This is a genomic window from Caulobacter sp. GW821-FHT10F06 (assembly GCF_058809215.1).
In genome coordinates this window covers 464,994-490,665 of the sequence record NZ_JBXASK010000001.1, presented here as the reverse complement: position 1 = coordinate 490,665, position 25,672 = coordinate 464,994, and the positions used below count along the sequence as shown (strand labels likewise).

Sequence of the window (25,672 nt, the reverse complement as noted above, 5' to 3'; positions counted from 1 at the left end):
GCTCGCGAGAGCTGCCCAATTCCTACACAAAGCCGCCTGTCGGGCGCCGCGAAATGACGGCGTCGTCGAGAACGCCTCGAGTCGTTCCGCCAGGGCGTGCGTCGCGCGAGGCCCGCTTGCTACGTCTGAGTCCTGACCGTCGGACGGGCGGCATGGGGGATCTGGCGCATGGCTCTGGGCGACCGCGTACCGACACGACGACAGCTTCTGACCGCCATCGCCCAGGTGGGCGGCACGGCGGCGCTGTACCAGGCCATGACCTCGATGGGTCATGCGGCCGAGACCCAGTTCAAGGGCCCGCTGAACCTGACCGGGACCCGCAAGGGCGCCTCGGTGATCGTGCTGGGCGCGGGCCTGGCGGGCATGCTGGCGGCCTATGAGCTGACCAAGGCCGGCTATCAGGTGAAGGTGCTGGAATACCAGAACCGCGCCGGCGGCCGGAACTGGTCGCTCCGAGGCGGGGATAGTTACACCGAACTGGGCGGGGCGACCCAGAAGGTCGGCTTTTCCGAAGGCAACTACCTCAATCCCGGCCCGTGGCGGATCCCGCACCATCACCGCACGCTGCTGCACTACTGCAAGCAATTCGGCGTGGCGCTGGAGCCGTTCATCCAGTTCAACCACAACACCTGGGTCCACTCCTCGCAGGCGTTCGGCGGCAAGCCGGTGCGCTTCAAGGCCGCCGCGGCCGACTTCGAGGGCAATGTCGCCGAGCTCCTGGCCAAGTCGGTGAACCAGAAGTCGCTGGATGAGGCGATCACCGCCGAGGATCGCGACCGCCTGCTCGAAGCCTTGAAGGGCTGGGGCATGCTGGACAAGGACTACAGGTACGCCAAGGGCCTGCGGTCCTCGTCGCACCGGGGCTATGACCGCCCGCCCGGCGGCGGGGTGAACGGCGCGCCGCTGCCGTCGGAACTCTACGACTTCCACGACGTGCTGGACCCGCAGGTCTGGACCTCGATGGGCTTCTTCATGGGCCACGAGATGGCCACCACCATGTTCCAGCCGGTCGGCGGCATGGACATGATCGGCAAGGCCTTCGCCAGGCAGGTCCAGGGCCTGATCACCTACAACGCCAAGGTCAGCAAGATCGCCCAGGACGACAAGGGCGTGGCCGTCACCTATGCCGACACCGCCACCGGCAAGGTCGAGACAGCGCAGGCCGACTGGTGCGTCTGCACCATCCCGCTGTCGATCCTCAACCAGATCGAGACCCAGGTCAGCGACGGGATGGCCGCCGCCATCGCCGCCGTGCCCTATTCGGGGCAGGTGAAGATCGGCCTGGAGATGAAGCGCCGCTTCTGGGAGGAGGACGACTCCATCTATGGCGGCCACAGCTTCACCGACCAGGAGATCGCCCTGATCTCCTACCCCAACAACAACTTCTTCACCGACAAGCCGGCCGTGCTGTTGGGAGCCTTCGCCCGCGAGATGGGGGCCTATCGCCTGGCCGGCATGACGCCCGAGCAGCGGATCGAAGTGGCGCTGCAGCAGGGCTCGGTGATCCACCCCGGCAGCTACCGCAAGGAGTTCCTGACCGGCGCCTCGGTGGCCTGGAGCCGCGTGCCCTGGACTCTGGGCTGCTGCGCCCGCTGGAACGAGGACACCCGCAAGGAGCACTACCAGACCCTGGTGGCCATGGACCGCCGCGTGGTGCTGGCCGGCGAGCACGCCAGCTATGTCGGCTGCTGGATGGAAGGGGCGCTGCTGTCGTCGATCGACGCCGTCACCCGCCTGCACAAGCGCGCGCTGGAGGCCTGAGCATGAGCCCGTTCCGCAACATCCTGGCCGCCGGCCTCGTCGCCGCCGCCTTCGTCGCCATCCCGGCCGCCGCCCAGGCCCCGCAGGGCGGCGACACCGGCGGCGGCATCGTCCGTGTCCCCAAGCCGGTCACCGGCGAGGAGGTCTATCGCGCCGTCTGCGCCGCCTGCCACATGCAGGACGCCAAGGGCGGCTCTGGGGCGGGAACCATCCCCGCCCTGGCCAAGAACCCCAAGCTGGCCGGCGCGGCCTATCCGATCGTCATCGTCGCCGGCGGCCGGGGCGGCATGCCGGGCTTCGCAGGCACGCTCAGCAACGCCCAGATGGCCGCCGCCATCACCTATGTCCGCACCAACTTCGGCAACGCCTACGCCAAGCCGGTCACCGAGGAAGACGTCGCCAAGCTGGCGCACATCCCGCATCCCGAGGCGCACTAGAGCGTATCGCCCTCCGGGACTCCGCCTGACCTCATAGAGCCCCGTCAGTCCCTTCCTGAAATGACGGGGACTGTTACTGGCAACCAGCTGGGCGGCGTCAGAAAGCTGGCTCTCCGAAAGCCTGGCGAGGTCCGTGAGCGGACGCACGCAACTCGCAAGAAAAGGCCCGCCGGCGAAACCGGCGGGCCTTTCCGTCTTTCAGGCGCTGGCGATCAGTGACCGCCGGCGACCGCCTCGGTGATCTCGTGCGTCGGGGCCTTCTTGGCCGCGAAGGCGAACCACAGCACGTAGACGTAGCAGACCAGCGGGGCGATGAAGCCCATCGAGATCGAACCGGTCGCCTCCTCGATCTTGGCGAAGGCCAGCGGCAGGAAGGCGCCGCCCACGATGGCCATGCACAGCAGGCCCGAGGTCGCCGAGGTCGGCGCCGAGGACCGTTGCAGGGTCAGGGTGAAGATGGTCGGGAACATGATAGAATTGAAGAGACCGATCAGCAGCGCCGCGAAGGCCGGGATCAGGCCGCTGGTCAGCGGCGCCGAGGCCAGCAGCAGGTTCACGGTCCCAGCGTGGGCCGTCGGGGTCATGTCCTTGGTGAAGATCACCACCAGGCACAGAGCGATGGCGCCCACGGCCACGAAGGCCAGCAGGAAGTAGTCCTCGACCGCCTTCAGCAGGGCCGAGCCCCCGAAGCGGCCGATCATCGCGAACACCATGTAGAAGGTGGTCAGCTTGCCAGCCTGTTCGGACGGGATGTCGAGGATGCGGGTCTGCTCCAGGAACAGCAGCAGGTGCAGCGAGATCGCCACCTCGGCGCCGACATAGAGGAAGATGCCGATCGCGCCCAGGTTCGCCCACTTGGACGTCAGCGCCGTAAAGGGATTGACCAGCTGGCCGGTCTTCGGCGCGGCGTCGGTGATCTTCTGGCGGACCAGGAAGATCAGCAGGATGAACAGGGCCAGGCCCACGCCGATCGCGAAATAGACGTTCGAGACGAAGCCCAGGGCCTGCTCGCGCAGGACGTCCGTGACCACCACGTCCTTCTTGAAGATGTCGCCCTTGAGCAGGAAGTTGGCGCCGAACCACAGGCCGCAGGCCGCGCCCAGCGAGTTGAAGGCCTGCGACAGGTTCAGGCGGAAGGACGAGTCTTCCGGCTTGCCCATCGAGGCGATCAGCGGGTTGGCGGCCACCTGCAGCAGGGTGACGCCCGAGGCCATCACGAACAGGCCGACCAGGAAGACGCCGAAGGTGTGCAGCTTGGCCGCGGCGATGGCGATGAAGCAGCCCGCGACGATGCCGCCCAGGCCCACCATCACCGACTTGGCGTAGCCGATCTTGGACAGGAACGCCGCCGAAGGCAGCGACATGATCCCGTAGGCGATGAAGAAGGCGAAGCCCGTCAGGCTGGCCTCGACGGGGGTCAGCGTGAAGACCGTCTTGAAGGTCTTCAGCAGCGGATCGAGCAGATTGGTGACGAGGGCCCAGATGAAGAACAGGCAGGTCACATAGACCACGGCCAGTCCAAAGCCGCCGGCCTTCTTGGCGGGGATCGCGGCGTCGCTCATCGCGCGGCTCCCGTCAGACCGTTCACAGACGCGTCCGCCCCCGGCGCGCCGATACCCTTACCTGTCATGCTTTCACTCCCTGTCCGTCTTCGCGGGCCCAGTCCGTCTTCACGGGATGGCGCATTCCTTCGATCCGTGACAACGTTGTCAATAGAAAGCTCCAGAATACGCTCCCTGAGAGCGCTACCAGACAGGAACCAAAGCGTCTCTTCCACGGTTAATTTCGCAGCTGGGGAGAGCCGCCATGACGCCTGTCATCGTTCTTGTTTCGGGTATTTTCGCCGTCGCCGCCGTGATCGGCCTGATCGACCTTTTCGTGCACATGGTCTGCGCCGGCGCCAAGGCCCTGCGCGCGCCCGAAGCCCTGGTCGAACGACGTCCCGAGCCCGCTCAGCGCCCCGCGCAGGGAATCGCCGCGTAGATCCTGGCCTTGGCCCAGCGCTCCGACGTCTCGATGTAATACGGAGTCGGCAGGGTGAAGACCCGCGCCTTCAAGCCGGCGTCGATGCCGCGCGCATCGGCCAGGGGCGCGATGATCCAGGCCGGCGCATCGGTCGCCGCGCAGAAGCCCGTCACCTGAGCCAGGGTCGGCCTTGGCGGCGCCACGGCCAGGACCGAGAACGGCTGACGCCAGCTCTCGTCAACCAGCCCGGCCGCGATCAGCCGGTCAACGCGCGGGCCCAGGGTGACGGCCAGAGGTCGTGACAGCACCACGCCCGCGCCCTGCAGCTTGCTGGCCCAGCTGGGTCGTCCCGCCAGGGTCCAGGGATCGACATCCCCCGCCAGCCACAGCGCTTCGCCGGGCCGGTCGGCCAGCTGGCGAACCAGCGGCGCGCTCTGACCGCCCGATCGCCAGCGGCTGAACGCCGTACGGCCGTCCCACAGCGCCACGGCCGCGAGACTCAGCACGACGGCGCCGGCGATGGCCAGGCGTGGCTTCAAGGCCTCCGGGCGAACCGCCAGGCTTACGGCGAGCGCGGCGGCGACCCAGCCCGGCAGGCCGCTGTTCCAGACCAGGGTGGCGGCCAGTCCGCGCTCGGGCGGCAGCAGGGCGAAGCTGGCCACGGCCGCGCGCAGGCGAACCACCGCCCAGGCCAGGATGATCAGCGACGTGATGATCACGATCGCCCGGTTGGCGACCTCCGGCCGACTCCAGGCGCTGGCGGGAATGCGGGTTGCGGCCAGGGCGATCACGGCCAGGGCCAGCGGCGCCGGTCCCCAGCCCAGAAGGGTCCAGCCGACGACCAGAGCGGCCACGGCCAGCACGCCGCTGGGACCGCGCGACGGCAAGGCCTGCAGACAGACCGCCAGGCCGCCCGCCCCCATCACCGCCATCAGGGCCAGGGTGCGCCACAGTTGCAATTGCAGCGGCAGAACGAGAGAGAAGCCGTCCGCGATCCATGCGGCGGCGACGCCCAGCAGGCCCGCGACCAGGGCAGCCGTCATGATCCGGCGGACCGCGCCGCGCGACAGGCTGGCGGCCAGGCCCAGGGTGACGGCCTGCATGGCGATCCGCCCCCAGGCCTCCATCGGCCACAGCGACACGAACACCGGCGGGCTGCGCAGCGCGCTGATCCGGCGCCAGGCGGGATCCATCACCTCGAACAGGCGACCGGCGACCGGCAGGTCCAGGGCCGCTGCGGCCAGCAGCGCGGCGAGACCCGCGCCGACGGCCAGCAGCCAGCGACGGTCCTCCAGGCACAGGGCGACGGCCAGCAAGCCGAGGCCGCACAGGGCCATGATCGGGTGCAGCGCCATGGCGGCCAGCAGCATCAGGCCGGCCAGCCACCGCCGATCGCTCAGCCAGGCGGCGACGGCGGCCATGCCCACGGCCTCGACCAGCACGCGCGGGGTGGCGAAGGCCTCGCCATAGGCGAACACCTCGAAGGCTCCGTAATAGGGCGCGGCGACGATGACCAGCACCACCGCCAGGCGGCGCCAGGCCGTCGGCAGGTCGGCCAAGAGTTTCGACATCAGGGCCAGCAGCGCAGCCAGCCACAGGACCAGGCCCAGGCCGCTGACCAGCATCACGGCCATGTCCAGGCCGGTGCGCGCGACCAGCCAGGCCAGGGCGGGCGTGTAGAGGCTGAAGCCGAACTGGCCGTCATGGGCGAAGATCAGGTCGCGGCCGACGCCTTGCGGGTCCAGCCGCGCCAGGGCGTCGCCGAAATAGAGCCGGGCGTCGTGGCGCAGGCCCAGATGGATGCGGCTCAGCGCCAGCAGCGACGCGGCGACGGCCAGGAACATCCAGCGCCCCCTGCCCCCCTCGGTCGCCTCGCGGTTCACGCGGCGGCGCGGGGCGCGCGGAACAGCAGCGCCCGTCGGACGGTGAAGTTGAAGACGAAGACCAGAACCGCCGTCGGGATCTTGGCCAGGCCCGGCGTCAGGCCCAGGCGTCCGACCCACAGCGCCATCAGCGCCTGCGTCAGGACCAGGCCGACCAGGCCCACGCCCACGAAGCCGACGAACTCGCGCCGGCGATCGGTGACGCCGCGATGCTTGAAGACCACCGAGACGCTGGCCGCATAGGTGACGACCATGCCCGACAGGAAGCCGATCGCCGCGGCGACCAGATAGTTCAGCCCCGCCCCGCTCAGGACGACCAGCAGACCCCAGTCGACCGCCAGGGCGGCGGCGCTGGCCAGGCCATAGAGACCCAGCTCGCGCAAACCGGCCGGCAGGCGAAGCCAGAGGTCGCGGACCAGGCTCATGCTCAGGCGGCGACCTTGCGCGGCGCGTCGCGGACGCTGCTCAGCGCCTCGCGTGCGCCCGAGACGCCGGCCTCGCCGTATTCGGCGTCCTCGTTGACTTCCCACACGTCGTGCAGGGTCTCGCCGGCGATGATGTTCTCGGCCGTCAGCAGGCCGGTCATCATGGCGTGGTCCTGGTTGTTGTACTTGTGCATGCCGTTGCGGCCGACCAGGTGCAGGCCCGGGAAGTGCATCTTCAGGTCCAGGCGGATCATCTTGATGTGCTCGGCATAGGCGTCGTCATAGACCGGATAGGCCTTGTGCTGGCGCACCACGCAGGCGTCGTAGACGTCGGCGGGATCCATCAGGCCGATCTTGGCGATCTCGCGCTTGGCCTGGGCGACCAGGTCCTCGTCGGTCGAGGTCCACAGACCATCGCCCTCGAAGCAGAAGTATTCGAGGCCCAGGCACGTCGAGACGCCGTCCGGGATCATCTCGGGCGACCACGAGCGGAAGTTCTGCACCCGGCCCACCTTCACCGACGGGTCGTGGATGTAGATCCAGTTGTCCGGCAGCTCCTTCTGCGGCTTGCCGATCAGCACCACGGTCAGGAAGTCGCGGTACATCAGCTCGCCGGCGTGGAACAGGCTGATGGGCGTGGGCGACACGGCCTGCATCAGCTCGCGGATCGGCGCGGACGAGACCACGTCGTCGGCGGTGTAGATCTCTTTCTTGCCATCGGCGCCGGTGACGCTGACGGTCCAGATCTTGGCCATCTTGTCGTAGTGCAGGCCATCGACCTTGCGGCCCATGCGGATCTCGCCGCCCAGGCCGGTGATCTTCTGCGCGCAGGCTTCCCACATCATGCCGGGGCCCTTGCGGGGATAGCGGAAGCTCTCGATCAGGGTCTTGGGCGCGCCCTCGGCGGTCGCCTTGGCCTTCACGCCCAGCGAACGCTTGACGCCGTCGACGATGGCCGCGCCCAGGTCCAGGCCCTTGATGCGCTGGCTGGCCCAGTCGGCCGAGATCTCGTCGCAGCTCATGCCCCACACCTTCTCGGTGTAGGTCTTGAAGAAGATCGAGAACAGCTTCTCGCCGAACTGGTTGCGCACCCACTGGTGGAAGGTGGTCGGCTCGCTGATGGGGCGGAACTTCGCCCAACCGAACGAGGCCATGCACTTGGTCGCGGTCCAGACGCCCAGGTTCGCCAGCGCCTCGAAGGCCTTCAGCGGATAGGCGTAGAACTTCTCGCGGTAATAGATGCGCGACAGGCGCGGCCGGTCGATGAAGTCGTTGGGCAGGATCTCGTTCCAGAGATCGACCACCTCCTTGGACTTCGAGAAGAACCGGTGGCCGCCGATGTCGAACTTGAAGCCCTTGTAGTCCACCGTCCGGCTGATGCCGCCGACATAGACCGGGTCCATCTCGAGCACGGTCACGCCCCGCCCGGCCTTGGCCAGGGTGTAAGCGGTGGTCAGGCCCGCCGGGCCGGCTCCGATCACAAGGGTTTCGACGTGCTGGGCCATGTCCATTCCAATCCCGTTTCGAGACAACAATGGCCGCCCTTGGTTAAGGCCGGGTCGCGAGGCGTGGTGAATCCCGGTTAATCGTGAATCTGGGACGATGGGCCGCGGCGCGCGCTAGATCGGCGGCGGCGGATCGAACGCCATGGTCCAGGTCTTGGACCCTTGAGCGATGCCGATGTCGTAGCCCCGGCTGAGCACCACCTTCACCCGCTGTCCCGGCGCCAGGCGATAGCGCGACAGCGCCGCCTGGGCGATCTTGTCGGACATCGGCTTGAGCTCGTCGGGCCAGGTCCGCAGCTTGGCGGTGACGATCAGCGTCCGGGCCGTCCGGCGGCCCTGGCCCGAGAGGCTGGTCATGGTGTTTTCCTGCACGCCCGCGGCCAGCACGGTCGGCACGGCCAACACCGCCTCGCGCGACGCGCTCAGCGTCGCCATCGACGCCGGCAGGAACTTGGTCCCGTAGGTCGTCATGCCGATCATGACCACGAAGATCGCGGCCACGACCACGCCCGCCGTGACGACCGCGCCCCGCGCCTCGCTCGCCGGCGCCGTATCGGCCTCGACCCGGACCACGGCCGCGCCCGACAGCAGGTCGTGAACCAGCCGGCCCGACGCCCGGTTGAACAGCAGCAGGATGATCTGCGCCAGGCCCAGGCCGAAGACGATCGTCCCGACCACCACCGCATAGAGCTTGGCCCAAAGGCTGTCGGGCACGGTGACGATCATGCCGTTCAGCATGAACGGCGCCTCCAGCAGCACCGCCCGCCACAGCGACATCGGCAGGCCCAGCGGCCCGCCCCGCACCGAAACCACCTTCAGGCCGGTCACCCGCATGCCCAGGGTGCGCGAGCCGCCGGCCACGCTGCTCAGCGCCCCGAAATAGACCGCGCCGATGGCCAGGCCGATCAGGCGCGTGGGTCCGGTCAGGTTTGAAAGCTCGTCATAGAGCAAGGCGCCCAGACCGATCCCGACGAGTCCCAGCACCAGGCTGTCGATCACGAACCCCAGGACCCGGCGCCAGAACCCGGCCCGGATCGTCTTCACGTCACTCACGCACGCCCCCGAAATACGTCGCGCCCCCGCGCGAGCCGTCAGCTTGGCAGTAAAACCTCCGCAAGGCGAGCGGCGGCAGTCGCGCAGCCTGTGGACGATCCGACACACCTCCCGATCCATGTCGGCTCGCCGACGCATCCATAGTGCGCGACGATGCGTTGTCTGGTCGCGAACCCTCACAGTGAGGACAAGGACATGACCCGGATGATCGTGATCGGCCTGGCGGCCGGTCTCCTGGCGCTTCCCGCCGTCGTCGCGCCCAGCGACGCCAACGCCTCGTGCCGCAGCCGCAAGACCACCGGCACGGTGATCGGCGGGGTCGGCGGCGCGCTGATCGGCAATTCGATCTCGAAGGGCGGCGGCGGCCTGCTGTTGGGCGGCCTGGGCGGCGCTGTGGTCGGCCACCAGATCGCCAAGAGCGGCTGCGGCTCGCGCACCACGACCTATTACGAGAGCGCCCCGCGCGAGACTGCTCAGGCCAAGCCGAAGGCCGTCCGCTACGTCTATTACGACCAGTACGGCAATCCGGTCTCCAGCGGCCCCGCGCCCGGGACCGGCGGGACCTATCAGACCGTCTCCAACGCTGGCGGCGCCTGCCGCACCGAGACCCGGTCCTTCTATGACGAGCGCGGCCTGCTGACCCAGCGCCCCGTGCAGATCTGCTCGCGCTGAGCCCCCGCCCCTACCGACGAGGACCCTTCATGATCCGCAAGCCCCTGATCGCCGCCCTGGCCTTGACCGCCCTGGGCCTGGCCGCCTGCGACGACCGCCATGACGCCATGGTCAACTCCAAGATCTGCGCGAACTTCAAGACCAACAGCGCCGCCCAGGCCGGTGTTCCAGCCATCGCGCCGGCCGACGCCGCCACGCCGGTGGACGAATGCACGCGGCGCTGGGCCTACAGCCTGGCCGGCTCGCGCGACAGCGCCGACGTGGTCGCCGAGGCCACGGTCGCGGCCTGCTCGGCGGCGCTCAGCCGCTGGAACCAGGCCTCGCTGGGCCAGACCCCGCCGGCCGAAGGCGCGGAACAGGCGCTGAGCCTGTCAACGGGCCAGCCCACCAATCCGCTGGCCGAGCACGCCGCCTTCGCCCATGGCCGGGCGCTGTTCTACGTGGTTCAGGCCCGCGCCGGCCGCTGCAAGCCGCCGCCCGTGGTCAACGGACTGCCGGCGGGGGTGTAAAGCAAGGCGCTCCCCTATGGGGGAGCTGTCGCGGAGCGACTGAGGGGGTCCTCAACGGCATAGACCGGAGAGGACCCCTTCCGGCCCTCCGGGCCACCTCCTCCAAAGGAGAGGATCTGCGCCTTAAGCCAGCGCCGTACGCTCCCAGTCCAGATATTCCGGCGTCTCCAGAAGGCGCTGGTTGTAGGCGCTCGCCGCGCCGCCGTCGCCATAGGCCGAAAAGTCGACGCCATAGGTGCGAAAGCGTGTCGCCACCGGCGTGTAGAAGGCGTCGGCGATCGACCAGTCGCCCAGCAGGAACGGACCGCCCGAGCGCGCCAGCAGGTCGTTCCACAGCGTCACGATCCGCCGTACGTTCTTCTGCGTGGCCTCCGACAGCTCGACCACGCGCGGCGCCTCGTCCAGGGCCATCGGGCATTCGTTGCGCAGGGGCCCGAAACCCGAATGCATCTCGGCCGAGGCCGAACGCCCCAAGGCCCGCAGGACAGGATCCGCCGGCCACAGCTTTGCGTCGGGAAATTTCTCGGCCAGGTATTCGCAGATCGCCAACGAGTCCCAGACCACCAGCTCGCCGTCCTTCAGGGCCGGGGCCAGGGCGCTGGGCGAGCGCTGGGCGAGCTCCGCCGCCGTCACCTCGGCCTGGCGCAGGCTGACCAAGGTCTCGGTGAACGGAACGCCCAGGCGCTTGAGCACCAGCCACGGACGCAGCGACCAGGACGACCACAGCTTGGTGCCGATGACGAGTTCCATGGGGCGATGCTCCAGATGCTTGGGGTGGCCATCCCGCTTAGCGTGCGTCTAAGGTGGCCACAACGATTAGAACAACTGTTTGAGGGAGAGCGCTCATGACGGACACGGCAACCCCGTCGCCGGTCATCAACCCCGTCTCGACGGCCTATCGCCGCTACGCCCTTTGGGTGCTGCTGATCATCTACACGCTGAACTTCCTGGACCGGCAGGTGGTCAACATCCTGGCCGAGCCGATCAAGCGCGACCTGGGCCTGGCCGACTGGCAGCTGGGCATGATGAGCGGCCTGGCCTTCGCGATCTTCTACACCGTGCTGGGCATTCCCATCGCCCGCCTGGCCGAGCGCCGGAACCGGCCGATGATCATCGGCGCCTCGGTCGCGGCCTGGAGCTTCTTCACCCTGCTGAGCGGCTTCGCCCAGAACTTCACCCAGCTGATCCTGGCCCGCATCGGGGTGGGCGTCGGCGAGGCCGGCTGCACCCCGCCCGCCCACTCGCTGATCACCGACTATGTGCCCAAGGAGAAGCGGGCCAGCGCCATCGCCTTCTATTCGATCGGCACGCCGCTGGGCACGCTGGCCGGCATGGCCATGGGCGGGCTCGTCGCCGACGCCTATGGCTGGCGGGTGGCCTTCATGGTCGCCGGCGCGCCGGGCGTGATCTTCGCCCTGGTCGCCGCCTTCACCCTGATCGAGCCGCGCCGCCAGCTGGCCGCCGACCTCGCCGCCCGCGCCAGCCAGCAGATCAGCCTGGGCGCCGCCCTGGCCGTGCTGGCCGCCAAGAAAACCTTCTGGCTGGTGGCCCTGGCCGCCTCGATCAAGGCCTTCATCGGCTACGGCCACGCGCCGTTCACCGCCTCGTTCTTCTTCCGCAACCACACCGCCGAACTGGCCAGCTTGGCGGCGATGTTTGGCCTGAAGTCGGCCGGCTTCCTGGGCCTGGCCCTGGGCCTGATCGGCGGCACGGCCGGCGTCATCGGCGCCTGGCTGGGCGGTGTCCTGGCCGACCGAATGGGCGCCAAGGACCTGCGCTACTACGTCATCGTCCCGGCCATCGCCTCCCTAGCCGCCATCCCCTTCTACCTGGTGGCCATCAACCTGCCGTCGCTGATGCAGGCCATCGGCGTGCTGACCGTGCCGCTGCTGCTGGGCACGCTGTGGTACGGCCCCGTCTACGCCACCACCCAGAGCATCGTCGAACCGCACATGCGCGCCACCGCCTCGGCGGTGATCCTGTTCGTCATCAACCTGATCGGCCTGGGCCTGGGCCCCGTCGCGGTGGGCGCGCTGAGCGACATCCTGGCCGGCCCGATGGGCCTGGGCGCGGCCGAAGGCGTCCGCTGGGCCCTGATCGTCTCGGCCCTGCTGGGCGTGGTGTCGTTTGGCCTGTTCTGGCAGGCGCGCAAGACGATCCGGGAAGACATGGTGGGGTGACCGAGATCCTCCCCCTGAAGGGGGAGGATCCAGCGCGCTCTATCCCCGCGCTTTTCCGACACAAAGCTCCATCCAATCAACGCCATGCAACTTTCTCGACCGCGCCAATCCACGGTGCCTCAACCCGCCCCATACTCAACGCTGTCCCCGTCGCAGGGGGAGGGCGCTTGGTACCGGCCCAAAGCGGCGATGGGGATGGAGCTGAGCGGGGCCGCGATGTCCCGGCCGGCGGGTCGAAGCGTGCGGGCTGTCTCAGAAGGACGGCGCAAGCGCCGAGTGGCTCGCAAGGTCGGGACAAGCGCGGGAACGACAGGGCGGTGATCGTACAAGCCGCCTATCGGGGATAGTCGGGGTCGAGACGGACAGAGACCGATCGATCTTATCCCTGCCCGTCCGGGGGCTCTTGGGGACCCGAGCCGAAAAACGCTCACGCCTCCCATCCTCAGGTCAAGAACAGCGCCTGCGAAGCGGACGATCGAACCGAAACGCACACAACACATCACGGTCCCCGGGTTCGTCCCGGCCGCTTCGCGCCTCCCCACACCCTTCAGCGGTCTTCCGCGTGAGGCGGCGAAGCCGTGCGTCCTTCGAGGTCCGCTGCGCGGGCGCCTCAGGATGAGGAGATCAGATGCAAAAGGGTCCTCATCCTGAGGTGCGAGCCAGCGGGAGCCTCGAAGGACGCAAGGCGACTGCCAGACTGGCTGTCCCGCCCACGCCCAAATCCCCTCTGGCGCTCCGCGTTCCCTTACGTCTACAGTCCGATCAAGAATTAGAACAAATGTTTGAAGGGAGAGAGTCAGGATGGCCGACGCAACTGCGTCCGGCGGTGCGAAACCGCTATACTCCAATGCGTACAAGGCCTCGGTGCTCGGGCTGCTGCTCGCCACCTACACCTTCAACTTCATCGACCGGACGATCATCGCCACCATCGGCCAGGCCATCAAGGTGGACCTGAAGCTGACCGACACCCAGCTGGGCCTTCTGGGCGGTCTCTACTTCGCCCTCCTCTACACCCTGCTGGGCATCCCCATCGCCCGCATGGCCGAGCGCTGGAACCGGGTGACGATCATCTCGGTGTCGCTGGTGATCTGGTCTGGCTTTACCGCCCTGTGCGGCGCGGCCGGCAACTTCGCCCAGCTGGCCCTGTACCGCTTCGGCGTCGGGGTCGGCGAGGCCGGCTGCTCGCCGCCCAGCCACTCGCTGATCAGCGACTACTACGCCCCCAAGCAGCGCGCCTCGGCCCTGTCGATCTACTCGTTCGGCATTCCGCTGGGCACCATGTTCGGGGCCATCATCGGCGGCTGGCTGGCCCAGGAATTCAGCTGGCGCGTGGCCTTCGTCATCGTCGGCCTGCCCGGCATCCTGCTGGCGGTGATCGTCAAGCTGGTGATCAAGGAGCCGGCCCGCGGCCACTCGGAGATCAAGGAACAGCCGCTGGAGGCCGAGGCCGTGGTGGTCGAACCCGCCAAGCCCGCCTTCTCCCTGGCCAACGAGTTCAAGGAGATCGGCGCGGTCCTCAAGACCCTGTTCGGCAAGTGGCCCGTGCTGCACATGATGATCGGGGTGACGATCGCCTCGTTCGGCTCGTACGGCTCCGGCGCCTTCGTGCCCTCGTATTTCGTGCGCAATTTCGGCCTGGGCTATGCGCAGGTCGGCCTGATCACCGGCGTCGTGGCCGGCTTCTCGGCGGGCCTGGGCACCTTGGTCGGCGGCTTCCTGGGCGACTGGGCCGGCAAGCGCAGCGCCAAATGGTACGCCCTGACCCCCGCCATCGGCCTCCTGATCTGCACCCCGATCTACATCGCCGCCTACCTGCAGACCAACTGGCAGGCCACGGCCCTGATCCTGCTGGTCCCGGGCATCTTCCACTACACCTACCTGGCCCCGACCTTCGGCGTGGTCCAGAACTCGGTCGAGCCGCGTCGCCGGGCCACGGCCACGGCGCTGCTGTTCTTCTTCCTGAACCTGATCGCCCTGGGCGGCGGGCCCGTCTTCACCGGCTGGCTTATCGACCACCTGGCGCAGTACAACTTCAATACGCCCAACGCCGGCGGCCTGATCTCGACCTTGCTGGGGTCGTTCGGCGCCCACGGCGGCGCGGACTTCGCGACCACCTGCCCCGGCGGAGCGGCCCCCAAGGGCTCGCCGGCCGAGCTCGCCGACCACTGCCGGCTGGTGCTGGCCCATTCCAGCCAGCAGGGCATCATCGTCTCGCTGTGCTTCTACGCCTGGGCTGGCCTGCACTACGCCCTGGCCGCGATCGGGATGGTCAAGCACATGGACGACCGGGCGAAGGCGCAGGCGTAGGACTTCACCCCAATCTTGTCATCCCGGAAGCCTCGCAGAGGCTGTCCGGGACCCAGGGGCCGGCGCACTGCGGTTACCCCTGGGTCCCGGACAAGCGCTTCGCGCTTTCCGGGATGACAAGCTTTTAGGCCGTGACCACCCGCCCCTCGCTCACCGCCACCGGCCAGGGCGACAGCCGCGCCCCGACGCAGGGTCCGCCGACGCAGGCCCCTTCCTCCACCGTGAACACGGCCCCATGCCACGAGCAGGCGATCAGCCCGCCGTCCGGCGTCAGATACTGATCCAGCTGCTGGGCCAGAGGCAGGCCGGCGTGCGGGCAGCGATCGACATAGCCGAACACCGCCGCGCCCTTGCGGACCACGAAGCCGTGGAACCGCGCCGACCCGATCTGCAGCACGTAATTGCGAGCCTTGCCGTCGGCGATCAGGTCCAGCGGACCGAGATTGATCCCGGCCCGCGTCGTCCAGACCCGTCCGCCCTCGATCCTAGCGGGCTCTTCGTCGCTCAAATCCGCTCGACCGTCTGCTCGATGGCCCCGAAGATCGAGTGCCCCTTGGCGTCCTTCATCTCGATGCGGACGGTGTCGTCGCCCATCAGGAACGGGGTCTTGGCCGCACCCTTCAGGATGGTCTCGACGGTGCGCAGCTCGGCCAGGCACGAATAGCCGACGCCGCCCTCGGCGATCGGCTTGCCCGGCCCCTGGTCGGCGCCGCGATTGCTGACCGTGCCCGAGCCGACGATGGTGCCGGCCGCCAGCGCCCGGGTCTTGGCGGCGTGGGCCACCAGGGTCCCGAAGTCGAAGGTCATGTCGACGCCGGCGTCGGCGGCGCCGAAGTCCTTGCCGTCCAGCTCCACCAGCAACGCGCCGTGCAGCTTGCCATCCTTCCAGGCCTCGCCCAGGGCGTCGGGCGACACCGCCACCGGCGAGAAGGCGCTGGCCGGCTTGGACTGCACGAAGCCGAAGCCCTTGCCCAGCTCGGCCGGGATCAGATTGCGCAGGCTGACGTCGTTGCACAGCATGACCAGGCGGATCTCGGCCAGAGCCTCGTCCCGCGTCGCGCCCAGCGGCACGTCGCCGACGATCACCGCCACCTCGCCCTCGAAGTCGCAGCCCCAGGCCGCATCGGCCAGCGGAATGGTGTCGCGCGGACCCAGGAAGCCGTCCGAGGCGCCCTGGTACATCAGCGGATCGGTCCAGAAGCTCTCAGGCATCTCGGCCCCGCGGGCCTGCCGGACCAGTTGCACGTGGTTCACATAGGCCGAGCCGTCCAGCCATTGATAGGCGCGCGGCAGGGGGCTTGCGGCGTCATGCTCGTGGAAGCGCTCCTTGGGCACCCCGCCGTGCTCCAGGCTCTCGGCCAGGCCGCGCAACAGAGCTTCGCACCGTCCCCAGTCGTCCAGCGCCGCCTGCAAGGTCGGGGCGATCGTCGCCGCGTCCGTGAACCAGGCCAGGTCGTTGGAGACCACCACCAGACGGCCGTCACGGCCGCCCTTGAGAGACGCGAGCTTCATGGGCGCTTCCTCTTTATCGTTATCGTTAAGGCAGGACGGCCTTGGGGAAGCCCGACCAGCACGCGTCATAGTCCGCCTGAAGCGACGAATGCTCCAGAGCAAATCGCGTCGGACGGATCACCCATCGGCTCTCGAACATGAAGGCCAGGGTGTTTTCGATCCTGTGAGGCTTCAGATCGGCCGCCGTCGCGCCCTGCCAGCTGGCCAGGTCGGGACCGTGATCGCTCATCGCGTTGTGCAAGGACGCCCCGCCCGGCGAGAAGCCGCCGGCCTTAGCGTCATAGGCGCCGTGGACCAGGCCCATGAACTCGCTCATCACGTTGCGATGGAACCACGGGGGACGGAACGTGTGCTCGGCCACCATCCAGCGCGGCGGGAAGATCACGAAGTCGCAATTGGCCGTGCCCGAGATCTCGCTGGGCGAGGTCAGCACCGTGAAGATCGACGGATCGGGATGGTCGAAGCTGACCGTGTTGATCGTGTTGAAGCGGCTCAGATCGTATTTGCAGGGCGCGAGATTGCCGTGCCAGGCGACGACGTCCAGCGGGCTGTGGTCCCACTCGGCGGCCCACAGAGCGCCCTGGAACTTCTGGATCACCTGCGTCGGCGCTTCGACACCTTCGAAGGCCGCGACGGGAGTCTCAAAGTCGCGCGGGTTGGCCAAGCCGTTCGAGCCGATCGGCCCGAGGTCCGGCAGCCGGAACGCCGCGCCGTAATTTTCGCAGACATAGCCGCGCGAGGGGCCCTCGACCTCGACCCGGAAGCGCACGCCACGCGGGATCAGGGCGATCTCACCGGGTCCCGCCGTCAGCACGCCCAGCTCGGTGACCAGGGTCAGCACGCCCTGCTGAGGAACGATCAAGAGCTCGCCGTCGGCGTTCTGGAACACCCGGTTCCGCATCGAGACGTTGGCCAGATAGAGGTGCACGCCCATGCCGGCTTGCGTCGCCACATCACCGTTGCCGGCCAGGGTGAGCAGGCCGTCGACGAAGTCGGTGGGCGCCGTCGGGACCTCGATAGGGTCCCAGCGCAGACGGTTGGGCGTCACCGGACCTTCGAACGGACCGCTGGCCAGCGCGGCTTGGGCGTACGGCTCATAGCGGCCGTGCCCGGCGCTGGGCCGCAGACGATAGAGCCAGCTGCGGCGGTTCTCGTGGCGCGGGGCGGTGAAGGCCGTGCCCGACAGCTGCTCGGCATAAAGACCGAACGGGACCTTCTGCGGCGAGTTCTGGCCGACCGGCAACGCGCCGGCGACGGCCTCGGTGGCGAAGTGGTTGCCGAAGCCGGATTGGTAGCGGAGGTCCATGCGCGTTTCCCGTGACCCTCTGGCCATCATTATCTTGTCATCCCGGAAGCCTCGCAGAGGCTGTCCGGGACCCAGGGGCGGCCGCGCCGCGTTCGCCCCGTCTCCTGGGTCCCGGCTCTACGCTACGCTTCGGCCGGGATGACAAGGAAGGGGAATTTGGCGGAAGCGATCAGGCCTCGACCGTGATCACGCCCCGGCGGATCTGGTCCAGTTCGATGCTCTCGAACAACGCCTGGAAGTTGCCGTTGCCGAAGCCTTCGTTGCCCTTGCGCTGGATGATCTCGAAGAAGATCGGACCGAACAGGTTCTCGGTGAAGATCTGCAGCAGCAGGCCTTCCTCGCCGACATTGCCGTCCAGCAGGATGCGGTTCTTGCGCAGCCGCTCCAGGTCCTCGCCGTGGCCGGGAACGCGCTTGTCGACCAGCTCGTAATAGGTCTCGATGGTGTCTTGCAGCTTCACGCCTCGGGCGCGCAGCTTCTCGACGGTCTCGTAGATATTGTCCGTCGTCAGGGCCAGGTGCTGGATGCCCTCGCCGTTGTACTGGCGGATGAATTCCTCGATCTGGCTCTTGTCGTCCTGGCTCTCGTTCAGCGGGATCCGAATGGCCTTGTCCGGCGCGATCATCGCCTGGCTGAACAGGCCCGTGGCTTGACCCTTGATGTCGAAATACTTCTGCTCCTCGAAGCCGAAGACGTCGCGGTAGAAGGTCGACCAGGTGCGCATCTCGCCCCGGCGGACGTTGTGGGTCAGGTGGTCCAGAAGATCGAGGCCGACGCCGTTCTTGGCCTCGGCCAGGGCCGCGCCAGGAACCTGCTCCCAGCTGTCATAGATCGTGCCGCGATCGCCGTGCCGATCGACCAGGTACAGCATCGAGCCGCCGATGCCTTCAAGCACCCGCGCGCCTTCGCCCAGCACAGTCTTGCTGGCGTCGGCCGCGACGGCCCCGCGCTTCAGCGCCTCGGCATAGGCGGCCTCGACGTCGTCGACGCGGAAGGCCATGCCGTTGGCCGACGGGCCGTGGGCGGCGCGGAACTCGGCGACCTGGCCGACGGCCTCTTCATTGACCAGCAGGTTGATGCGGCCCTGCTTGTAGCGGGTCACGGCCTTGGTCGGATGCTTGCTGGCGGCGACGAAGCCCATGGCCTCGAACAGCGCCTTCATGGCGGCCGGATCCGGGCTGGTGAACTCGACGAACTCGAAGCCGTCGAGGCCGAGCGGGTTTGCGGGGGTCATGGACACGTCGGAAACTCCCTCAGCGCGCCAGCGCCGCCGGCAGGGCGGCGATCAGGCGGTCATTGTCGGCCGGCCGGCCGATGGTTATGCGAACCCAGCCGCCGGCGACCGGCGTCGGGCGGATGATAAGCCCTTCGTGCAACAAACGCGCGGTCGTGACCTCGGGACCCGCGGGCGTGCGCAGGAACACGAAATTGGCTTGGCTGGCAGTGCGTTCGACACCCATGGCGTCCAGAGCCGCCTCGACCCGACCGCGCTCAGCGATGGTCAGGGCGACGGTGCGCTGTAGGTGCTCGACATCGGCCAAGGCGGCCAAGGCGGCGGCCTGGCTGACGGCGGTGACGTTGAACGGCGGACGCAGGCGGTCCAGATAGCCGACCAACTCGGCCGACGAGGCGACGCCATAGCCCACCCGCAGGCCGGCCAGGCCGTAGGCCTTGGAGAAGGTGCGGGCCGACACCCACGGGCCGCCCCAGGCTTCCAGCAGGGCGAAGGTGTTGAAGGCCTCGTGATACTCGCGATAGGCCTCGTCCACGAAGACCAGGGTCGAACGCGGGGTGACGGCCAGGATCTCGCCGATGTCGACACCGGAGAGGGCGTTGCCGGTCGGGTTGTTGGGCGTGCACAGCACCAGGAGCTTGGGCCCCTTGGCCGCCTCGACCTTGAAGGCCTCGACGTCGAGGTCGAAATCGGCCAGGCGCGGCACGTCGACGATCGTGGCCTCGGCGCACTTGGCGAAGATCTCGTAGGCCGGGAAGGTCGGGGTCGACATCAGGATCGTCTCGCCCGGCGCGATCACGGCGCGGAACAGATAGTCGATCAGGGCTTCCGAGCCCGGCGACACCACGATGCGGGCCGGATCGACGGCCAGGTGCGAGCCCAGGGCGTCGCGCAGGGTCTCGCAATAGGGGTCGGGATAGATCTCAGGCGAGGCGATGGCCGCCATCACCGCGTCAGCGACCTCGGGGCTGGCGCCCAGCAGGTTCTCGTTGCTGGCCAGCTTGGAGAAGTCGTCGCGGCCCGTGCGGCGAGCGGCCTCGGCCAGGGTCATGCCGGACTTGTAGGCCTGCACCGTCTCCAGCGCCGCGCGAACGGGCGACGACACGGCCGAAGCCAGGGGCTTCTGGTCGACAACCAGCATGGAAACCGCTCCTCGAATGAACAGCGGTCAGGATAACGCCGAGCCGAAGTCAGAACCTGCCGATCATGACCGATCATCCCTGTGAACAGGTCATATCATGCCAATCCTCGAATTGATATCGGCTCGAAATGGCGGAAGTTGCGTCAATCCAGATAGTCGAGCGGCAGGGCCGTGGAATCCTTGATGGTGTCCAGCACGAAGCTGGAGCGGATGTCCTTGACGGCCGGCATCTTCAGCAGGCGCTTCATGGTGAAGTCGGCATAGGCGTCGAGGTTGGGCACGGCCACCTTCAGCAGATAGTCGTAGCCGCCGGTCATCACGTAGCAGCCCACCACCTCGGGCTCGCGCAGCACCGCCTGGCGGAAGGCCTCGGCCGCCTCCTCGCTGTGGCGATCGACCTGGACCTCGACATAGGCCAGCACGTCCAGCTTGGCCTTGCGCCGGTCCAGCAGCGCGACATAGCCGCTGATCAAGCCCGAGGCCTCCAGTTGCTTGACCCGCCGCAGGCAGGGACTGGGCGACAGCCCCACGCGTTCGGCCAGATCGACGTTCGAGATCTTCCCGTCCTCCTGGAGGACCTGGAGAATCTTCCGATCGGCGCGGGTGAGCTTCATCGTGACCGGCTTTGGAGAGAGGTTGGCAGAATGTGCCAAGCCTAGGCCGCCAGCCCCTCAAACGCAAAACGCCCGGGGTTTCCCCCGGGCGTTTCGTTTCGACGGCCCCTTAAATCAGTTGGCCAGACGGCGCAGGAACGACGGGATCTCCAGATCCTCGCCTTCGTCCATCTGTTGCGACTCGATCGGCTGCAGGGCCGGTCGGGCGCTGGCGGCCGAGCGGGCCTGCGGCTGCTGTTGCGGCGCGGGCTGCTGGTAGTCGCGCTGGCGATTGCCGCCGAACAGGCTCATCCAACCACCGGACTTTTGCGGACGACGGTCATCATAGTGCTGCTCGGTGTAGAGCGGGGTGTCGTCGGCGTCCTCGACCATCGGGTCGACGATGCGGGTGACAGTGCGCGGAGCCGGCTGGGTGATGCGCGGCTCGGGCGGAGCCTCGGCGATCGTCGGCTCTTCGAAATAGAGATCCGCCTGGGGCTCTTCAGCCACGATCTGCGGCTCGGGCTCATAGGCGGGCTCGGGCGCGTAGGAGGTCGGAGCGGTCGGGCGGTCCAGCGGACGAGCCTCATAGCGCGAGGTCGTGCGCGCCACCGGCTCGGGAGCCGGGGCCGGCGCCTGACGGGTGGTGTCGGCGATCAGCGGAGCGGTCGTGGTGTTGCGGGTGACCGGCTTGGGCTCGATCTGGGCGATCGAGGCGCCGTCCATGCCGGTGGCGACCACCGACACGCGGATCACGCCTTCCAGCGACGGGTCGAAGGCCGCGCCGAAGATGATGTTGGCTTCCGGATCGACCTGGTCGGAGATCGCGTTGGCGGCCTCGTCGACTTCCAGCAGGGTCATGTCCATGCCGCCGGTCACGTTGACCAGCACGGCCTTGGCGCCCTTCAGCGAGACTTCGTCCAGCAGCGGGTTGGCGATGGCGTTCTGGGCGGCCATCAGGGCGCGGTCTTCGCCGGTGCCCTCGCCGGTGCCCATCATCGCCTTGCCCATCTCGGTCATGACCGTGCGGACGTCGGCGAAGTCGAGGTTGATCAGGCCCGGCAGGACCATCAGGTCGGTGATCGAGCGAACGCCCGAGTGCAGGACCTGGTCGGCCATGCCGAAGGCTTCAGCGAAGGTCGTGCGCTCGTTGGCGACGCGGAACAGGTTCTGGTTCGGAATGACGATCAGGGTGTCGACATAACGCTGCAGCTCACCGATGCCGGCATCGGCCAGACGCATGCGGTGACGGCCCTCGAAGTGGAAGGGCTTGGTGACCACGCCGACCGTCAGGATGCCGCGCTCGCGGGCGCACTTGGCGATGATCGGCGCGGCGCCGGTGCCGGTGCCGCCGCCCATGCCGGCGGTGATGAAGACCATGTGAGCGCCGTCCAGGTGCTCGCCGATCTCGGGGAAGCTCTCTTCGGCCGCGCTCATGCCCACTTCGGGATGCGCGCCGGCGCCCAGGCCCTGCGTGACCTGCACGCCCAGCTGGATGCGACGGTCCGTCTTGGCGAACTGCAGCTGTTGGGCGTCCGTATTGGCCACCACGAACTCAACACCTTCGAGACCCGCCTCGATCATGTTGTTCACGGCGTTGCCGCCAGCGCCGCCAACGCCGAAAACCACGATGCGCGGCTTCAGTTCGGTGGTGCGCGGCGCGGAAAGAGAAATAGCCATGAGACCCTCGCGTCCTAAACGCCGAATTCGTCAAACAAGACCCGGCGCGTTAACCGCCGGGAACGCCTCGACGATCGGGTTAACAGAACAACCACCATCGTTAATCGGCGGTTAACTGCATAATATGAGTCGGGGGCAGGTCGAGCGCTGCCGGAGCATAAATCGCGCTCCATCAACAGAATCGCTTGGGAGTCCAAGGGTTCCGCGCATCATGGATACTTGATGCGACGGAACGACGCTGGGGCGAATTCTGGGGTCGTCGGACAGCTTGACCACGCGTTTTTGAGCGTGACCGTTAACCGCGAACGTTAAAGGTTGTCGCGCAACCAGGCGGCGGCCTTGGCCATCGGCGAAGCGTTCGGGTCGATCGGACGCTTGCGCAGGGCCGCGCCGGCCAGGGCCTTGGGCGACACCACTTCGCGCGGACCGAAGGCCGTGCGGTGCAGGACGCCGGCGGCGGCGCAGAAGGCTGGACCCGAGGCGGCGTCCGCCAGATGCGGCACCCGGCGCGGACGACCGAGGCGCACAGGACGGTCGAACACCCGCACGGCGACTTCGCGCACGCCGGCCAGCTGGCTGGCGCCGCCGGTCAGGACGATGCCCGCGCCCGGCTCGACCGGCGCGCCCGAGGCCTTCAAGCGCTCGCGCAGCAGTTCCAGGGTCTCTTCGACGCGCGGCTGGATGATGCCCTTGAGCAAGGACCGGGGCGCGATCACCGGACCGGCGCCCGGATCGTCGCCGCGCGGCGGGGCTTCGATCATCTCGCGGTCTTCGTTGGCCGAGGCGATGGCGCTGCCATGCAGGGTCTTGATGCGCTCTGCGCCGGCGACCGAGGTCTGCAGGCCGCGCGCGATGTCCTGCGTCACGTGCCCGCCGCCGACGGCCAGGCTGTCGACATGGCAGAGTGCGCCGTTGTTGAACACCGCCACCGAGGTCGAGCCGCCGCCCATGTCGATGCAGACGGCGCCCAGGTCCATCTCGTCCTCTTCCAGGGCCGCCAGGGCCGAGGCGAACGGCGCGGCGACAACGCCCTCAAAGCTGAGGTGCGCCCGTTCAACGCAGTGAGCCAGGGTGTGGAAGATGTTCTCGTTGACCGAAACCACCAGCAATTCGAGGCCCAGCGCGCGGCCGAACATGGCGCGCGGATCACGGATGCCCTTCTGCCCGTCCACCGACCAGGCGATGGGCAAAAGGTGGATCGGCTTGCGGCCGGGAATGCGAACTTGAGCCAGGGCCGAGGCGATGGCCCGCGAAAGGTCGCCGTCGGCGATCGGACGGGCGCCGAGCGAAACTTGCGTATGGACGCGGTGCGACGCCAGCTGGCCGCCAGCGGTGCAGACCGACACGCCCTGAACGTTGACTCCCGCCACGGTCTCGGCGCGCTCCACGGCCTGGGCGATGGCTTGGGCGGCCTCGTCCAGATTGACGATCGCGCCGCCGCGCACGCCGCGCGACTGCACATAACCGACGCCGGCCGTGGTCAGGGTGCGGTTGTCGCGGTGGATCCCGTCCGCCTTCATGATGAAGCACGTGACCTTGGACGCGCCAAGATCGACAGCGGCGACGGCGGGCTGACGCACGAGCGTCGCCTTCAAGCCGTCCCGGGCCTGTTTCCGATCTTCCAAACGCGACATCGCTATCGTCACCTCAAAACCATCACGTTCACGCCCCGCCCGCCACGGTCTGCCCAGGCAGAGCCGCGTCGCGAGGTCTTATGGCCACCATTTCAGGGTCGCGCAGATCGATACGTGCGAAACCCAAATCCAGGATTCGTTGCCGTTGGTCCAACTGATCTAGCTGAATCAAGGCGGATTCTTCGTCGATCGCCGGTAGCTGGATCAGCGAGCCGTCCTTCAGGCGCAGATCCCAGCGGCGATCGTCGACGCGGACCATGGCCTCGAGCCGGTCGCGCAGACGCGGACGCGCGGCGACAGCCGGGAGGATGGCGCCGGCGGCCTGATCGGCGCCCTGCCCCACCACCAGCGGCAGCTGCGGGAAACGCGAGGCGTCGGCCTCGGAGATCACCCGGCCTTCGCCGTCGATGACGCGCATGCGGCCGCCGCTCTGCCAGACGGCGAGCGCGGGCCGTTCCTTGACGGCGATGACCACGGTGTCGGGCAGCAGGCGCACGACCTTGGCCTCCTTGACCCAGCCCACCGCTTCGACGCGCTGGCGGATCTCGGCCAGGCTGAGGCCCAGGGTGGGTTGATCGAGGTAAAGGCCCGAAGCGCGCATGATGTCGGCCTGGGCCGGACCCGATGCGCCCTGGATGTGCACGGTCTTGAGCTTGAAGCCGGCCGACGCGAACTGGCTGCCCACGCCATGGCGTCCAGCCATGACGAGGCGCTCGGCCCGATGGCCGGTCGCGAGCATCACCACAAGCCCGAGGCCGAGAGCCGCGCCGGCGACGCCGAGCGCGAACGCGGGCGAGAGACCCACGCCCTTCGCGGCGTGCAGCTTTGCGGCCGGCTGCGCGCCCTTGGGCGCAGCCGAACGAGCCTTATTCGGACTTGCGGGCGCTTCGGCCCGAGGGCGCCTAGGCTTAGGCGATCCCCCCCGCACTACAGCGGGCATAAGCGTCCTCCACGATCCAGAGCACTAGTTGATCAAACGAAATCCCAACGTGGTCGGCTTGCTCGGGAACGAGCGAAGTCGGTGTCATGCCGGGCTGCGTGTTGACCTCTAGAAGGACCAGAAGGTCGTTAATGTCGTCATAACGGAAGTCCGAACGGGTTACGCCCTGGCAACCAAGAGCTGTGTGGGCCAGCTCGGCCATCCGCATGGCTCTATCCCTTACGCTATCAGGGATTGGGGCCGGCAAGACATGGATGGAACCGCCCTCGGAGTACTTGGCTTCGTAGTCATAGAAACCTGTGGACGCACGAATATCGGTTACCGCCAGCGCCCTGGGACCTTTTGACTCACCCATCACCGCGACGGCCAGCTCGAGCCCCCGCACATAGGGCTCGACCATGACTTCCTCGCCGTAAGTCCATGACGGCGCTGACAATTCCACCGGCGGACGGTTCGCGCCCTCCAAGATGATGAACACCCCAACCGAAGATCCCTCCGCATTGGGCTTCACCACGTAGGGTGGCTGCATCACATGGTCACGCGCGACATCGTGTCGGTTGTAGAGGCCGCCGCCTGGAACTTTTACGCCAGCGGCCGCCAGCACGGCTTTCGCCTTGGCCTTGTCCATCGCCAGGGCCGAGGGCAGCACGCCGGAGTGGGTGTAGCCGATCTTGAGGGTCTCAAGCACGCCCTGGACGCAGCCGTCCTCGCCCCACTCGCCGTGCAGGGCGTTGAAGACGAGGTCGGGGTTCACCTGGGTCAGCACCTGGGCGACGTCGCGGCCCGGATCGACGCGGGTGACCTTGGCTCCCAGCCGCTCCAGCGCGTCGCCGCACTCACGGCCCGAGACCAGGCTGACGTCGCGCTCCGAGGAGGGTCCGCCCAGCAGGATGGCGATGTGGCGGCCGGAGAGAGGGAGGGTCATGCGGGGAGCT

General features: G+C 68.0%; 23 protein-coding genes. 7 read left to right on the top strand and 16 right to left on the bottom strand.

Going from position 1 to position 25,672, the window contains the following annotated elements:
- Positions 1-168: 168 nt before the first annotated feature.
- On the top strand, positions 169-1,761 hold the full coding sequence (locus AC1RUS_RS02310) for a flavin monoamine oxidase family protein (RefSeq protein WP_492912610.1): 1,593 nt from the start codon (positions 169-171) through the stop codon (positions 1,759-1,761).
- 2 nt (positions 1,762-1,763) lie between these two features.
- Positions 1,764-2,198, top strand: coding sequence for a c-type cytochrome (locus tag AC1RUS_RS02305; RefSeq protein ID WP_492912608.1), 435 nt, complete (start codon positions 1,764-1,766; stop codon positions 2,196-2,198).
- A 212-nt stretch (positions 2,199-2,410) separates the two neighbouring features.
- On the opposite strand, the gene AC1RUS_RS02300 is transcribed toward AC1RUS_RS02305, so the two are convergent.
- Positions 2,411-3,760: a sugar MFS transporter gene (locus AC1RUS_RS02300; protein WP_492912606.1), complete on the bottom strand. Its 1,350-nt coding sequence runs from the start codon at positions 3,758-3,760 to the stop codon at positions 2,411-2,413.
- A gap of 244 nt (positions 3,761-4,004) precedes the next feature.
- Here AC1RUS_RS02300 and AC1RUS_RS02295 point away from each other — a divergent pair, with 244 nt between their 5' ends.
- Positions 4,005-4,181 carry a hypothetical protein gene (locus AC1RUS_RS02295; protein WP_492912604.1) on the top strand — a complete coding sequence of 59 codons (177 nt, stop codon included), beginning with the start codon at positions 4,005-4,007 and terminating at the stop codon, positions 4,179-4,181.
- Here the strand turns inward: AC1RUS_RS02295 and AC1RUS_RS02290 are convergent.
- The 4 genes from AC1RUS_RS02290 to AC1RUS_RS02275 all read right to left on the bottom strand — a co-directional run bounded on the left by AC1RUS_RS02290 (position 4,151) and on the right by AC1RUS_RS02275 (position 9,029).
- Positions 4,151-6,007 (bottom strand): hypothetical protein, encoded by a 1,857-nt coding sequence (locus AC1RUS_RS02290; protein WP_492912602.1) that lies wholly within the window; start codon positions 6,005-6,007, stop codon positions 4,151-4,153. The genes AC1RUS_RS02295 and AC1RUS_RS02290 overlap by 31 nt on opposite strands.
- Positions 6,008-6,042: 35 nt before the next feature.
- On the bottom strand, positions 6,043-6,471 hold the full coding sequence (locus AC1RUS_RS02285) for a GtrA family protein (protein WP_492912600.1): 429 nt from the start codon (positions 6,469-6,471) through the stop codon (positions 6,043-6,045).
- Positions 6,472-6,473: 2 nt separating this feature from the next.
- On the bottom strand, positions 6,474-7,976 hold the full coding sequence (locus AC1RUS_RS02280; protein WP_492912598.1) for an NAD(P)/FAD-dependent oxidoreductase: 1,503 nt from the start codon (positions 7,974-7,976) through the stop codon (positions 6,474-6,476).
- 114 nt (positions 7,977-8,090) lie between these two features.
- Complete coding sequence (locus AC1RUS_RS02275) at positions 8,091-9,029, bottom strand: RDD family protein (protein ID WP_492912596.1); 939 nt, start codon at positions 9,027-9,029, stop codon at positions 8,091-8,093.
- Between the two features lie 195 nt (positions 9,030-9,224).
- On the opposite strand from AC1RUS_RS02275, the gene AC1RUS_RS02270 reads away from it, so the two are divergent.
- Together AC1RUS_RS02270 and AC1RUS_RS02265 are read left to right on the top strand one after the other, a co-directional pair.
- Entirely contained in the window at positions 9,225-9,701 is a 477-nt protein-coding gene (locus AC1RUS_RS02270) for a hypothetical protein (protein WP_492912594.1), read from the top strand.
- A 29-nt stretch (positions 9,702-9,730) separates the two neighbouring features.
- Positions 9,731-10,210 (top strand): hypothetical protein, encoded by a 480-nt coding sequence (locus tag AC1RUS_RS02265; RefSeq protein WP_492912592.1) that lies wholly within the window; start codon positions 9,731-9,733, stop codon positions 10,208-10,210.
- 123 nt (positions 10,211-10,333) lie between these two features.
- Here AC1RUS_RS02265 and AC1RUS_RS02260 read toward each other — a convergent pair whose 3' ends face one another.
- Positions 10,334-10,960 carry a glutathione S-transferase family protein gene (locus AC1RUS_RS02260; protein ID WP_492912590.1) on the bottom strand — a complete coding sequence of 209 codons (627 nt, stop codon included), beginning with the start codon at positions 10,958-10,960 and terminating at the stop codon, positions 10,334-10,336.
- Between the two features lie 95 nt (positions 10,961-11,055).
- On the opposite strand from AC1RUS_RS02260, the gene AC1RUS_RS02255 reads away from it, so the two are divergent.
- Together AC1RUS_RS02255 and AC1RUS_RS02250 are read left to right on the top strand one after the other, a co-directional pair.
- Entirely contained in the window at positions 11,056-12,390 is a 1,335-nt protein-coding gene (locus AC1RUS_RS02255) for a spinster family MFS transporter (protein ID WP_492912588.1), read from the top strand.
- An 801-nt stretch (positions 12,391-13,191) separates the two neighbouring features.
- Entirely contained in the window at positions 13,192-14,697 is a 1,506-nt protein-coding gene (locus tag AC1RUS_RS02250) for a spinster family MFS transporter (RefSeq protein ID WP_492912586.1), read from the top strand.
- A 124-nt stretch (positions 14,698-14,821) separates the two neighbouring features.
- On the opposite strand, the gene AC1RUS_RS02245 is transcribed toward AC1RUS_RS02250, so the two are convergent.
- From AC1RUS_RS02245 to AC1RUS_RS02200, 10 genes are all read right to left on the bottom strand, one after another.
- Positions 14,822-15,181 carry a Rieske (2Fe-2S) protein gene (locus AC1RUS_RS02245; RefSeq protein WP_492912967.1) on the bottom strand — a complete coding sequence of 120 codons (360 nt, stop codon included), beginning with the start codon at positions 15,179-15,181 and terminating at the stop codon, positions 14,822-14,824.
- A 20-nt stretch (positions 15,182-15,201) separates the two neighbouring features.
- Positions 15,202-16,209: a fumarylacetoacetate hydrolase family protein gene (locus tag AC1RUS_RS02240; RefSeq protein ID WP_492912584.1), complete on the bottom strand. Its 1,008-nt coding sequence runs from the start codon at positions 16,207-16,209 to the stop codon at positions 15,202-15,204.
- Between the two features lie 25 nt (positions 16,210-16,234).
- Complete coding sequence (gene hmgA, locus AC1RUS_RS02235) at positions 16,235-17,515, bottom strand: homogentisate 1,2-dioxygenase (RefSeq protein WP_492912582.1); 1,281 nt, start codon at positions 17,513-17,515, stop codon at positions 16,235-16,237.
- A 169-nt stretch (positions 17,516-17,684) separates the two neighbouring features.
- Positions 17,685-18,749 (bottom strand): 4-hydroxyphenylpyruvate dioxygenase, encoded by a 1,065-nt coding sequence (hppD, locus tag AC1RUS_RS02230; RefSeq protein WP_492912580.1) that lies wholly within the window; start codon positions 18,747-18,749, stop codon positions 17,685-17,687.
- Between the two features lie 19 nt (positions 18,750-18,768).
- The gene (hisC, locus tag AC1RUS_RS02225) at positions 18,769-19,890 is read right to left on the bottom strand and encodes a histidinol-phosphate transaminase (protein WP_492912578.1); all 1,122 of its coding nucleotides are present in this window, start codon (positions 19,888-19,890) and stop codon (positions 18,769-18,771) included.
- 143 nt (positions 19,891-20,033) lie between these two features.
- Complete coding sequence (locus AC1RUS_RS02220) at positions 20,034-20,504, bottom strand: Lrp/AsnC family transcriptional regulator (RefSeq protein WP_492912576.1); 471 nt, start codon at positions 20,502-20,504, stop codon at positions 20,034-20,036.
- 114 nt (positions 20,505-20,618) lie between these two features.
- On the bottom strand, positions 20,619-22,163 hold the full coding sequence (gene ftsZ, locus AC1RUS_RS02215) for a cell division protein FtsZ (protein ID WP_492912574.1): 1,545 nt from the start codon (positions 22,161-22,163) through the stop codon (positions 20,619-20,621).
- A gap of 308 nt (positions 22,164-22,471) precedes the next feature.
- Entirely contained in the window at positions 22,472-23,797 is a 1,326-nt protein-coding gene (gene ftsA, locus AC1RUS_RS02210) for a cell division protein FtsA (RefSeq protein WP_492912572.1), read from the bottom strand.
- A 28-nt stretch (positions 23,798-23,825) separates the two neighbouring features.
- Entirely contained in the window at positions 23,826-24,737 is a 912-nt protein-coding gene (ftsQ, locus tag AC1RUS_RS02205) for a cell division protein FtsQ (RefSeq protein ID WP_492912570.1), read from the bottom strand.
- Entirely contained in the window at positions 24,706-25,662 is a 957-nt protein-coding gene (locus tag AC1RUS_RS02200; protein ID WP_492912568.1) for a D-alanine--D-alanine ligase, read from the bottom strand. The genes ftsQ and AC1RUS_RS02200 overlap by 32 nt, the downstream gene beginning before the upstream one ends.
- Positions 25,663-25,672 lie beyond the last annotated feature (10 nt).